This window comes from Pedobacter sp. UYEF25, assembly GCF_054061655.1.
The window spans coordinates 49,364-61,737 of record NZ_JBSSEL010000017.1 but is presented as its reverse complement, the minus strand read 5'-3'; the positions used below and the strand labels follow the sequence as shown (position 1 = coordinate 61,737).

General features: G+C 36.9%; 10 protein-coding genes. 4 read left to right on the top strand and 6 right to left on the bottom strand.

Annotation, left to right across the window (positions count from 1 at the left end; all coding sequences use genetic code 11):
• Positions 1 to 6: 6 nt before the first annotated feature.
• Genes ACVWYG_RS15155 through ACVWYG_RS15135 form a run of 5 tightly spaced genes read right to left on the bottom strand, consistent with a single transcriptional unit; the run spans position 7 to position 4,200 of the window.
• The gene (locus ACVWYG_RS15155) at positions 7 to 1,344 is read right to left on the bottom strand and encodes a flavodoxin domain-containing protein (RefSeq protein ID WP_457271182.1); all 1,338 of its coding nucleotides are present in this window, start codon (positions 1,342 to 1,344) and stop codon (positions 7 to 9) included.
• Between the two features lie 7 nt (positions 1,345 to 1,351).
• A complete protein-coding gene (locus tag ACVWYG_RS15150; protein ID WP_457271218.1) occupies positions 1,352 to 1,738 on the bottom strand; it encodes a hypothetical protein in 387 nt (128 codons plus the stop codon).
• 20 nt (positions 1,739 to 1,758) lie between these two features.
• On the bottom strand, positions 1,759 to 2,184 hold the full coding sequence (locus ACVWYG_RS15145; protein ID WP_457271180.1) for a PepSY-associated TM helix domain-containing protein: 426 nt from the start codon (positions 2,182 to 2,184) through the stop codon (positions 1,759 to 1,761).
• A 20-nt stretch (positions 2,185 to 2,204) separates the two neighbouring features.
• Positions 2,205 to 2,693, bottom strand: coding sequence for a DUF2271 domain-containing protein (locus ACVWYG_RS15140; RefSeq protein ID WP_457271178.1), 489 nt, complete (start codon positions 2,691 to 2,693; stop codon positions 2,205 to 2,207).
• 1 nt (position 2,694) lies between these two features.
• Positions 2,695 to 4,200 (bottom strand): ankyrin repeat domain-containing protein, encoded by a 1,506-nt coding sequence (locus tag ACVWYG_RS15135; RefSeq protein WP_457271176.1) that lies wholly within the window; start codon positions 4,198 to 4,200, stop codon positions 2,695 to 2,697.
• A 293-nt stretch (positions 4,201 to 4,493) separates the two neighbouring features.
• On the opposite strand from ACVWYG_RS15135, the gene ACVWYG_RS15130 reads away from it, so the two are divergent.
• Together ACVWYG_RS15130 and ACVWYG_RS15125 are read left to right on the top strand one after the other, a co-directional pair.
• Complete coding sequence (locus tag ACVWYG_RS15130; protein ID WP_457271174.1) at positions 4,494 to 7,322, top strand: outer membrane beta-barrel protein; 2,829 nt, start codon at positions 4,494 to 4,496, stop codon at positions 7,320 to 7,322.
• Between the two features lie 4 nt (positions 7,323 to 7,326).
• Positions 7,327 to 8,106, top strand: coding sequence for a GLPGLI family protein (locus ACVWYG_RS15125; RefSeq protein ID WP_457271172.1), 780 nt, complete (start codon positions 7,327 to 7,329; stop codon positions 8,104 to 8,106).
• Positions 8,107 to 8,168: 62 nt separating this feature from the next.
• Here the strand turns inward: ACVWYG_RS15125 and ACVWYG_RS15120 are convergent, their stop codons facing one another.
• On the bottom strand, positions 8,169 to 10,505 hold the full coding sequence (locus ACVWYG_RS15120) for a DUF5703 domain-containing protein (protein ID WP_457271170.1): 2,337 nt from the start codon (positions 10,503 to 10,505) through the stop codon (positions 8,169 to 8,171).
• Positions 10,506 to 10,703: 198 nt separating this feature from the next.
• Between ACVWYG_RS15120 and ACVWYG_RS15115 the strand changes: the two genes are divergently transcribed.
• Complete coding sequence (locus ACVWYG_RS15115) at positions 10,704 to 11,540, top strand: ABC transporter ATP-binding protein (RefSeq protein ID WP_457271168.1); 837 nt, start codon at positions 10,704 to 10,706, stop codon at positions 11,538 to 11,540.
• Between the two features lie 3 nt (positions 11,541 to 11,543).
• A complete protein-coding gene (locus tag ACVWYG_RS15110) occupies positions 11,544 to 12,374 on the top strand; it encodes a hypothetical protein (RefSeq protein WP_457271166.1) in 831 nt (276 codons plus the stop codon).

Below are 12,374 nucleotides of genomic sequence, written 5' to 3'. Positions count from 1 at the left end.
GACAGCTCAATAGCAGTCTGACAGGATTTGTTTGCGGGCTTGATAGTAAGCTAAATCTCTACCGACCGTTTGTTTAGCGGTCTCTTCCAAAGCCCTAAAAACGTCTTTCTGCATTGATAGCGAACCACAAATTAAAATTTTTCCACCTGTTGTAAGCGTTTCATGCAAAAACGCTGCATCCTTTTCTATCAAATCACTTACATACTGCTTGTTGCCTGCTCTAGAAAACGCAACATGTAAACGCATAAGTTTATTTTTTTCTAAATTTCCTTCTAATTGCTGCTTATATGGTTTGAATGAACTCCCATCTTTAAAACCACAATAAAGCCGACAATCAATGTTTTTCAAATTGTCATCTATCATTCCTAAAAATGGTGCAATGCCCGTTCCGTTGGAGATAAGTACGACGGATTTTGCTTGTTTAGGGAAATAAAAATGTGGGTTTTTAATAATTCGTCCGTTTAAAGTAGCACCTATTTTTAAAGCCGCTAAAAATCCCGAACCCAACCCATCGATGTGTAGCCTAACGCTTAGGTTTATCTTACCGTCGATTATTCCGATGGAATAAAGTCTCTCTCGATAATCGTTTGCCGGATAAATAGCAAGCAAATCACCCGATTTGATCTTCAGTTTTTTTAAAGGGCTAACTTTAAGTATAAAATGCTCGTCGACCATATTCGCTGTCCCGTCTTTCTCCAATACCGTAAAACGATGTAATTTATTTGGCATTGCAGTTGACGTTTGCGGCAATTCTTCAAAAGAAATCCCCTGTTTCGGCAACCAAGTTGTTGCCCAAAGGTTAAAATCTGCGCTAGATTTATCATTTACAGTATGAATGTCTAACAATGCTTTTGCCCATTCTTGCTTCACAAGCGCATTATTTACTTCAAAACCAAACTTGCAAAAATCGGGGTAAGCTTTCGATCCAAACCCTAAAACGCTATAAGATATTTCTGCACTTTGCGCAGTCGCCGTTAGTAATTCCAAGAATTTTGAGCCGTTTGCAGGCGGATCGCCTAAACCATAAGTAGATGTAAATACCACTAAGTTTTCGCAATTTGGTAATTTTCCGTAAGCGTCTAGCCCTGCTAAATGAGATTTTATCCCTTTTTTCAGAAGTAATTTGTGCACAGTTTTTCCGAAGCCGTAGGTACTTCCGTTTTCTGACCCAACTAAAATAACTGTTTTTGCGTCAGCTAACTTAAACCTGTTTCTCACCCGCCCAGAAAGTCGTTTATAGGCAATTGAAAACCCAGAAAAAATAAAGAAAACAATCCCCACAGAAGACAATCCTAATAATATAGAAAGTGGCGTACTTCCTCTGCCTGTATGCAGTTTTAACATTATGTCACTAAAAAATAGCTGCCATCGGAAAGCTGCTTTCTGCAAGCTTATCACCTGTAACTTGGTTTATGGCTACTTCTTTCTCATTAGTTTTGATGATGAAATAGTCTTCGACGTCTTCCGAAAAAGGAAATTCCACACTTTGAACATCTGCTAGTTTAGTAGATTTGAAAAATTCGAAATCTTTGCTCAACTTTGACGGAGTAGATTTAATCGCATCAAAATCTACTTTAGCGCTTTTTGTAGCATTATCTATCAGCCGTAAAGTACCCAAAGACAAGAAGGCCCCGGTAATTGCAATCAATAAAATTGGCAATAACAGAATCCTACCAAAAATTACATGCCAATATTTAGAAAAACCATCTTTGTTAATTTTTGCGAAAAATCGTTTAATACTCCTCTGCCGTTGGATGGTTAAGGCAATTCCCGAAACTGCGTAATAAAAAGAAAAAACCTGCCTAACTCATGTAAAAAAAGTGAACGATGGACGGCTGTAATCCATTCAAAAAACTCTTGCTGTTTTTTTACTTTTCCAAGAATTTTTCCTGTTGTAGGATTCACAAAAACGTGAATATTCTTTCCATCGGGGGCAGAAGCATTTATCTTTACAAAGTTATTGGCATCCACTTCCAACTTGCTTATATCAGGATATTGCGCTCTTAATTTTGGTAAAATATCGGAAAGCGTTAATTGGTCAAAATTAGGGACCTGATAGGGTTGCGACTGATTAACAATAGGTTCTACAGCGAGAATAATCCCCGTGAGGGATGAGATGAATAAAAAGAGTGAGGAAACGACAGCTAACGATAAATGGCTGTAACGCCAAAAGGATCTAAGCATAATAAAAAGCAAATGTTCTTTTAATTGGAACTAAAACGTACATACCTAATAAATCCTGTACCATCTGTTTTCGCTGAAAGTGCTTCGGTGGTGAGCGGAATTTCCACATCTTTAACAAAATAGTTTTTATCCTCTACCGCGCTTTCAAATCTTAGCTTAAAACCAGCATTAATCTTAGCAGATTCTATGGCGATATTAGCCACCGTTCGGTCGCCACCGGTTAAAGAAGCACCAGTTATCGCGCTTATATTCTCTTTATTCTTTACCTGGAATTTGTGCCATTCCTTTAAGCTGTTGTACCATTTTTTATTAGAGCCCAACACATATAATGTTTTTACGTATTGATTTTTAGCATCAATTAAAGAAACGATGATATAGGCTCCTTCGCCCATATAGTTCGTCATCTGCACCATACACCGGTATTTTGAAGTAGTTTGAGCAAAAGAATTACTCGGTTTAAAACTTGTAATTGCGAAAAGAAGACAAGCCGTTAGGATAAGTTTTTGCATGTTATTTTAAAAAATTTAGTTCAATATGATTCTTTGTTAACAACTCGTTTTCTTTAGCCAGATCATAGGCTGTTTCATCAAAACTAGTTTTCAAATCTTTTTTAGCTCCGATGGAAATCAAAAATTTCATCATCTCATCGTTGTGAGAAAGCATTGCCGCTCTATGAAGCGCCGTATATCCTTCCTCATTTTTGGCATCAATATCGATGTTAAATGACGGAAGAAATTTTAACAAAGATAAATTTCCCTTCATTACGGCAAAATGATACATGGTATTTCCATTTTTTGATTTCCCTGCTAAGTCAAAACCTTTCGCTTTCAACAAAGCCAATTTTAACTCGAAATTTGCTGCTGCAGATACTTTCCCAGAGTTCTCGCCTCTCTGCTGACGTCTGTAAGCCTCGACCAAATAATAAGTCAAATTGTTTCCTTCAGCATTTACTAACGCCACATCTGCGCTGTTGGCCAGAAGATAATCAACTATTTCCGCACTGTTATTTGCTACCGCTAGCATTAAAGCAGATTCGCCTTTTTTATTCTGCTGATTGATGTTTTGAACTTTTGATTGTAATGTTTTTAAAAGTTCGACGTCGCTATTTGCAGCAGCAGCATTTATAAAAACGGTATTTCCGTTTCCATCAAGTTGATTTACATCGATCCCTTTCTCAAGAAAATAATTGATGACTTCTGTTTGTTTCTGACGCTTCACTAAATTATGAAGGGCATTCGTTCCATCGGCCATTGCAGCTTTTGGGTTCAATTTTAAGCTTTCTAAATATTGATAAACATCTAAACCAGAATTAGCGCTTCTACCTTGGGTTGCAAGCACCATTGATCTAGCATCTGGCAAAACACCCATTTTTAACAAACCCTTCATGTTGGATAAACTTCCCCCTTTTGCTGCATAACCGAATGCATTAATGCCCTCTGCATCTTTGCTTTGGATGCTTAATCCTTTACTAATAAAGTAGTTTGTAAGCGCTAAATCCTTATCATTTGAAATCGCAAGCAGTAGTGCATTTGCACCTTCATCGTTCAAATCCGTTTTTATGTTTTCTCCCTTTGCCAAAAGCAAATCATACACTTTTGTTTCTTGTTGTCCGCTCGATGCAGCAAAATTGAAAGCACTCATCCCATGACTGTCTTTTAAATGGAGGTCTGCTCCTTTTTTTAGCAAAAGGGCAACCACATCAGTATTGCCTCTAACTGATGCCCAATGTAAATAAGTGCGGCCATCGTGGGTTAATTTAAGTGTGGAGTTTCCTGGTTTATCTAGAAGATAAATGATGAGATCAGTTGCTGCATTAGAATTAATGGCGAAAACCACCGGATCAAAACTACGATCATTTAGCGCAGTGGGATCCGCTCCCTTTACTATTTCAGCCTTCACTTGATCTATTGATGGATGCTCTTGCCAAAAGGTTTGCTGCAGTAAAATATTTGTTTGTGCGCTCACATGCAACATTAATCCAACACAGCACGACATTAACAAAAGAAACTTTTTCATATATACTTTTTAATGACTTAAACCAATTCGCTCCAAAGTTAATTAAAATCAGTCTAAATAAAAATAACAAATAGAAATGTTTCTATAACTACCTGTTTACTTTATGGAATTCAGGGCTTTTTAACATCAATACTACTAATTGTAAGCATAATGGGATTTATAAAAAAAAATAAAATGCATCATCGCCAAGTGTCTTTTCTTGCGTTTTTTACTCAATTTGTTAAAAAAAGTTAATCCGTTTTGGAAAACTAATGCATTAGTTTATATTTGAAAACCTGAAAACTAAATCCCGAATGAAGATCTTACTGCGCGCTCGTCCTCACACAATTTTAATTACTTTTGCCACAATATTTCTTTCTTCCTTACTAATGTGTTTGCACGCAAATGCGCAAATCCTACATATTCTTAAAGGAAAAACGATAGATACCACTTCTACCAGCATTTTAGCAGATGCCTCTGTGGCGATATTAAACGCTAAAGATTCTACATTGGTAAAATTTACGCGTGCGTTGCCTAACGGTAATTTTGAGATAGACGGACTTAAAAACGGAAAATTTATTTTATTAATTTCTTATCCAAAATATGCTGATTTTGTGGATCAGTTTACATTAGACTCTGCAAAACAGGTGCTAGATTATGGAAAAGTAAATTTAACTGGTCTCGCAAAATTATTAGCCGATGTCGTAATAACCGGCAATCGGACTGCAATAAAGATCAAGGGCGACACTACTATTTTTGATCCGAAGGCTTACAACATCGAGCCTAACTCTAAGGTAGAAGATTTAATAAAGCAGTTTCCAGGTTTCCAGGTTGATAAAGATGGGAAGATTACCGCACAAGGAAAAAGCGTACCAAAAGTATTGGTAGATGGAGAAGAATTTTTTGGAGATGATCCAACGCTAGTTACAAAAAATATACGTGCCGATATGGTAGAATCTGTACAGTTGTATGATAAGGCAAGTGACCAGGCTTCTTTTACTGGAATTGACGATGGAGAAAAAACCAAAACGCTAAACATCAAACTTAAAGAAGATAAGAAAAACGGGTATTTTGGAAAATTGCAGGGCGGTTATGGAACCGATAATTTTTACACTGGCCAAGCCATGTTTAATAAGTTTTGGGGCAAAAAGAAATTTTCTGCTTACGGCATTTTGGCCAATACCGGAACCGTGGGCCTCGGTTGGGATGATCGGGATAAATATAGTGGCTCGAGCATGACTGTTAGCGATGAAGGTTATTTTTATTACAGCAGTGGCGGAGACGATTTCGATAGTTATAACGGACAGTATAACGGCCAAGGAATTCCGATTGCTAGAACAGGCGGCCTACATTTTGATTCCAAATGGAATAAAGACAAAGAATCACTCAACACCAACTACAAAATTGGTTCATTTAGCGTAACCGGCGATCGGAATACCATCAGCCAGAACAACTTAAGTACGGGCGTTATCAATAATGTTTCTGACCAAACCAACGACAACAGTTTGTTTAGACAAAAAGTTGATGCAACCTACGAAATAAAAATAGATACCACGCTAACGTTAAAAGTAAGTGTAGACGGAACATTAAAGAACGGCAACACGCGCGACAACTTTACTTCATCAAGTAGAAATGGCAACAATGATTTATTGAATACAAGTACGCGCGCACTTACAAATAAAGTTGATGAGCAGCAACTAAATATGAATGCGTTGTTGACAAAGAAGATGAAGAAAAAAGGAAGAACTCTTTCCCTAAATGTACGCGAGTCGCTGAACACAAATAAAAGCAATGGGACTCTTAACAGCGACAATAAATTTTACGATACAGTAAACGGAATTAAGGATAGCCTGATCAATCAGCTGAAGCTAAACGACATTTCCAATTCTGCATTTGTGTCCAATCTGGCTTACACAGAGCCACTTTCTAAAACGGTTACAGTCATTGTAAATTATGGCCTAAGTTTAATGGATGGCCAGTCTGACAGAAAGTCTTTTAACAAAGTTCCGGGCGGGGATTATAGTATTTTAGACACAACATTCAGCAACAATTACCAGCTCAATCAGGTAATTAACGAAGGTGGCGCTATTTTTAACTATAAAAAGGGAAAAACAGTATTCAATTTTGGTTCCAAATTTAGTGGTGTAAACTTCAAACAAAAAGATGTGTATACTGACAAAACCTACGGTAGGAATTTTATAAACTATATGCCTCAAGCGTCTTATCAATATCGGTTTTCTCAGCAAAAATCACTCAGAATCAATTACAATGGGAACAGCAATCAGCCTAGTTTAGATCAACTTCAGCCGGTTAAAGTAAATACAGATCCGCTGAACATTTCAGAAGGAAATCCAGACCTTAAGCCTTCTTTTAGAAGCGGTGTGGGATTAAATTACAATTCTTATAAAGTGCTCACAAATCAATCTATTTATGTCGGTGTTTATGGCAGTTTAACTGCAAACCCCATTGTAAGCAATGTAAAAACAGACCCAACAACGGGAAAAAGCACTTTTAAATCTGTAAACATTCAAGACAAAACTCCGTCAAGTTTCTCTGCCTACAGTGGTTTTGGTAGAAAAATTCAGGCCATAGATCTTAATGTTTACTTCAATTTAAATGCCTCAACAAATTCGTCTTATAATTTTATAAATGACGTATTGAATAATACTCAAAACAATTCCATTTCTGGCTCGCTAAGCTTATCGCAGTATAAAAATAAAAAATACAGTTTTAATGTCTCTTTTGGACCTAGCTATAATGTTTCCAAAACAAGTGTTGGTACTTTTGGAAACAGCGAAGGATGGGGAACAAATGGTGATGCAAATGGAAGTGTACAACTTCCCGGTAAATTTGAGGTCTCTACTGACGCCAGCTATCTATATACTGGAAAAACCCAAACATTTGCCAAAAGTTTCGAAAGGTTTTTGTGGAATGCCGCTTTAACTAAAAAGTTTTTTAAATCTGAGAATTTAAAATTAGAAATGCGTGTAAACGATCTTTTAAATCAAAATGTTGGCTTTGATCGAAGTGCATATAATGGCAACATCACCCAAAGTAGTTATACGACAATCAAGCGTTACTTTCTTTTTTCCATAATGTGGGATTTTAGCAAAATGGGCGGCGGTCTTGAAGTAAAAAAATAAATCTATGAAAACCACCCTAATCTACCTAATCCTTGTTGCCTCTATTTTTGGTGGCAATCAGCTACGCGCTCAAAACATTCACTTTATTAAAAATGGGGTTATAGAGTTTGAAAGAAAGGCCAACATGTATGCGCTGATTAAAAAACAAATTAATGCCGACAACGAATCTTATGCAAATGCAGCTTTTGAGCAATACCAAAAAAACAATCCGCAATTTAAGGTTACAAAAAGCTATTTAAGCTTTACCAAAGACAAAAGTATATACAAGTGGCCGAGCACGGAGGAAACCCCTTCAAATAGCTTTTTTGACACGCCTTTGGCTAATCAAAAAAATATTGTGTTTACAAATTTCGATACCCATAAAAGCACAACAGAAAAGCATGTTTTCGAAGACAAATATATCGTTACAGACAGCGTGCGGAATGTTACGTGGAAAATTACAGACGAAACTAGAGACATTGCTGGTTATCAGTGCCGTAGGGCAAATGCCGTAATTATGGACTCTGTTTATGTGGTAGCTTTTTATACCGATCAAATTGCAGTTTCTGGAGGGCCAGAGTCTTTTACCGGTTTACCCGGCATGATTTTGGGGGTTGCCCTGCCGCACGAAAATGTGAGCTGGTTTGCAACCAAAGTTTCTGAGATAGCTGTGCCCGAAAAAGACTTAGTAGCGCCAAGTAAAGGAAAACCTGTTGACAATAAAGGGTTACTAGCTGTTTTAAAAGGCGCCATGAAAAACTGGGGAAACTACGCGCAATATTATTTACAAGCATTTTCGTTTTAACAAATTTCCCAAATATTTAATAAATTATTTTTTTAGGCACTGATTAGCCAATAATCTAGCTATTAAAATGATTTAGGCCATACAATATCTTTCTGTCTGATAAACGGTGTAACTTTTAGCGTCGTTATTTTACCGTTTTTATAAGTTAACTCTACGGTTGTATTTTTTGGTGCGTGCATTTTAAAATTTACATCCCAGTCTTTTGGCCAAGCTGGTAAAAGATATATTTTATCATCAGTCGTTTGCATCAGCATTTCTTGTAGGCCAATCATCCCAGAACCGCCCCAGTTATGGTCTGGAACCCAATCGTACCCGGGACCCCAAAACGTTGGGAAACGACGCTTGGAATTAGAAAGTTTTTTCAAAGTAATGTGTTTTGCTTCATCTGTTAGGCCCATTCTGGCGCAAAAAATAGCATCTTGGTGCCAGCCGATGTAATTTTTTTGATTTTCGTTATCCACGCCAAACTTCCACGTATTTATGGCTAGCTGCAGGTTAGGCTTGCCAACCCCAAATAATCCCCAAGGAAATACTGGATACAATTGAGGAATTTCTTGATTGATAATTTTATCCCATTGTTCTGCTGGAGCAATTGTTAGGACCCCTTGCATCATTCTTAAGGGTATTTTTGGCAAACGAGAAAGCATTAGCGCACAAAATTTCCTTTCCTCACTTGAAACATATTTCAACGGCAATTTTTGCATTCTTGTTGTAAGTACTGTTAAAGCGGCAATCACGTCAGCAGGATTTTTTACGTGGCCAGTATAAGTTTCCAATGCCATGCATGGATAGAGGTTGTATTTTCCGTCTGGCGTAAACTCGGTGCCAAAATTCTGTACGCTCAGCATCCTATAATGTTGATCGAAAAACTGAATTGCCGATTTAATAAAATGAATGTAAGGCTCAATGTCTATGTTCGAAAAGCGATGATACTCCAACATCATAAAGGAAAACTCGAGCTGGCTTGTAAAATAATATTCGTGATATGGCGTATTTTGAGTACCCATATCTAGCGTGGTTGGCCTAAGCCAGCCATATTCTCTCCCGCTGATAATGCCAGCTTGATTCATTTGATCTGTAAAATAAGCGCCTTTGTGTCCCCAATAAAATTCCGTTCTCAGCTCTGCATTTTTACAGGCCCTTCGATAAAAATCGAACTGTTGCTGCATCGTGGTAAAATCACCGGTTTTTAAAAGTGGCCAGTAAAGTAACCTTTGGTTTTGCGCAGTCATCACGCCTCCGCCCCACGCCCTAAAATCTGGATTATCTTTTCTAAATGCAGTATCTACCAACATAGGGTCCACGGTAAAAAGTCCTCCATTAAACTTGGTAGGATATTCTCCATGGCTGTTGCAAGCCATTTGATATCGAAAAATATTGTAATTTCTTCCTACTTGCCAAACAGAATCTGCACGATTTTTTTGTGAGCTATTCAGCACGATCCAACTCTTGTCCCAAAAGCTCTCCCACCATAGTTGATGCGCTGTAAATTTCTTTTTAAATTCTTCCTCCGTCGAATTTACATGATTCGTAAGCTGCTTTTCCCAAATCTTGGCTTCCTTTGAGTATCCTGAGCGAAGTGACAAATTTATTTGGAAGCTTTTTCTCGGCGTTTTGCTAATTAGGGCTATAGATTTAAATGGTGTATTTAAATAGGTGCCTGTATCTTTTTTAGCGGCGATCATGTGCGTCCCAGACAAGACCCCTCCAAAAATAAAATCTTTTAAAGGATTCCAAAGGGAATCTTTCAAACTAGACAAACCTTGCTGTACAATTTCCTTATCTATTACTAAATTATTGATGTTATTTTGATGGTAGAATACGATCTTATCGCCTGCTTTCTTTAAAGTGTCCGGAAACCAGTACACATCTTTTCCCGGATAATCTATGTACGATGGAACCACCCATCTACTGCTGATAGGCTTTTTTTCAGTTCGCCAATTTTGATACTCTGCCTTTACGCTAATGTTCGAATTTGAAACAACATCTAAGTGGATTTCCGGTGCATCTGGCTCAACCCATAAGCGCGACGTTACTTTTAAACTCCCATCAGTACCAATAATTTCTACATACCCAACTTTCAATTTTAACTCCTGACTAAATTTCTTAAATGGATTTGGAGTGAAGGTAATTTTGATTCTGCCTGACTTTAGTAACGCGTTGTTCTCATCAAAACTATTGCTTCTACCAACATAAAAATAAATGCTGTTCTTCTCCACCCAAACATTACAGCCAATATCGTTTCCACCAACAGGCATAGACTCCAAGGCATTTTTACTCTGGCTTGTCCACCTGACATTATAGCCGTTTAAATTCGGTTGTGCGGAAACTCCCAAGTTTAATACCAAAAAAAATAGTAGCAATGCCCCGTAGATTTTTGGTGTAGATTTTTCCTTCATAATCAAACTTACGAAAAAGAAAAAAGATAGAATCTAATAGAATACTTTATTGAACTTAACTCATCTATAGAATGACCTCTTATAAGTTATAAATTAACTAATTCATTAATAGCTACTTATACAATATAATTGGAAAACATTTCTTTATTACAAAATCATGTTATACTTTAGTGTATTATTTAACTAATACACTAAACAATGATCAAGATTGACGACTTAAGTTTTGAGTATAAAAAAGGTCGAAACTTATTTAATAATATGAGTTTGCAATTAAATGCAGGTCATATTTATGGCTTATTTGGAGAAAATGGCGCAGGCAAATCTACCTTACTCAAAAATATAGTCGGGCTGGTGTTTGCCCAAACTGGAACTATTGATGTGATGGGTTACAATCCAAAACAGCGAAAGCCTGCCTTTTTGCAAGAAATCTGTTTCATTCCAGAAGAGTTCGATTTACCCAACATTAGTATCGATGCTTATGTAAAAAGCATTGCCTGCTTTTATCCAAAATTCGATGAAAGAGAACTACAAAACTTAATAAGAGAATTCGATGTTCCGAAGGATCAGAAATTAAGTGAGATGAGTTATGGCCAAAAGAAAAAATTTATCATCGCGTTTGGTTTGGCTACCAAAGCCAAGCTCATTGTTATGGACGAACCCACTAACGGATTAGACATCCCTTCTAAAACCCAGTTTAGAAAAATTATGTCGTCGGTACTTACCGAAGAACGATGCATTATTATATCTACCCATCAAGTTAGAGATTTAGATAATTTGATCGATACAGTGATTGTATTAAACGAAAATAAGGTTGCATTAAATGCTTCTGTTGAAGAAATTACTCAAAAGCTGCTTTTTAAAAAAGTAAGAGAACTTGATGAAACAGCCATTTATGGCGAACCTTCTTTAATGGGTTATCAAGCCATTTTTAAAAATACTGCAAAACAGGATAGTAAACTAGATATAGAACTATTGTTTAATGCAATGTTGACTTCTAAAGAACAGCTTTATAAAATCTTCAACAAAACCTCTTAAACCATGAACAACACATTTGATATAAATAGATTTGGGCTTCTAATAAGAAAGCAGTGGTTAGAATATGGAAAACTATACCTCATTTCGCTTGGCATTGTGGCCGGTATCCTGATTTCAATTTATGGGCTCACGTATTGGCAGATTACAAACCTCCATGGAAACCCAGACATAAATGATGGCTTGGAATTGAATTTTAGACAGCCTCTTTTCGTCTTTTTGGGTATCTTATTCTTTACACTTGTTGCAAACCATTACTTCGCGCCACTTAGCCAGAAACCGAAAGCAACGTTAGATTTAACATTGCCGGTATCTTCGTTAGAAAAATTCTCAAGTGGAATTCTTTTCTGCACTGTGTTACCAATATTGAGTTACTTGATAATATTCTATTTAATAGATATCGCCTATATCACCAAACTAAAAAGCTTGTTTCCTACGGCTGTTGCGCCTGATTATGACCAAATTTCAGGAATATCAACTAGTCATCAAATCCCAGTAAATTTTTTCGAAAGAGTTGGAGGAATGCCAGATCAGCTATTCGCAGCGGTTGCGGGCGCCACTTTCCTTACCAGTGTATTTCTATTGGGGTCTTTATTTTATAAAAAGTTTCAATACATAAAGACAACTATAACCACTATGGTTTTTCTAGGTTTTTGGATAGTCTCCACTTCCTATTTGGGTAAGTACATCTTTGAGGATAAAATAGCGATAGATATTGGTAACCGATGGAATGCAAATCGATCTGTTGTCGGATTTGGAGCCTTTGGAATTCTATTGGCGTTGACTGTCGTTATTTACATCATCGCCTACATACGATTTAAAGAAAAGGAGGTTTAA

Excerpts from the sequence above, each read along its gene's own strand:
- ACVWYG_RS15155 (WP_457271182.1), bottom strand. The coding sequence starts at position 1,344 with ATGTTAAAACTGCATACAGGCAGAGGAAGTACGCCACTTTCTATATTA.
- ACVWYG_RS15145 (WP_457271180.1), bottom strand. The coding sequence starts at position 2,184 with ATGCTTAGATCCTTTTGGCGTTACAGCCATTTATCGTTAGCTGTCGTT.
- ACVWYG_RS15140 (WP_457271178.1), bottom strand. The coding sequence starts at position 2,693 with ATGCAAAAACTTATCCTAACGGCTTGTCTTCTTTTCGCAATTACAAGT.
- ACVWYG_RS15135 (WP_457271176.1), bottom strand. The coding sequence starts at position 4,200 with ATGAAAAAGTTTCTTTTGTTAATGTCGTGCTGTGTTGGATTAATGTTG.
- ACVWYG_RS15130 (WP_457271174.1), top strand. The coding sequence starts at position 4,494 with ATGAAGATCTTACTGCGCGCTCGTCCTCACACAATTTTAATTACTTTT.
- ACVWYG_RS15125 (WP_457271172.1), top strand. The coding sequence starts at position 7,327 with ATGAAAACCACCCTAATCTACCTAATCCTTGTTGCCTCTATTTTTGGT.
- ACVWYG_RS15120 (WP_457271170.1), bottom strand. The coding sequence starts at position 10,505 with ATGAAGGAAAAATCTACACCAAAAATCTACGGGGCATTGCTACTATTT.
- ACVWYG_RS15115 (WP_457271168.1), top strand. The coding sequence starts at position 10,704 with ATGATCAAGATTGACGACTTAAGTTTTGAGTATAAAAAAGGTCGAAAC.
- ACVWYG_RS15110 (WP_457271166.1), top strand. The coding sequence starts at position 11,544 with ATGAACAACACATTTGATATAAATAGATTTGGGCTTCTAATAAGAAAG.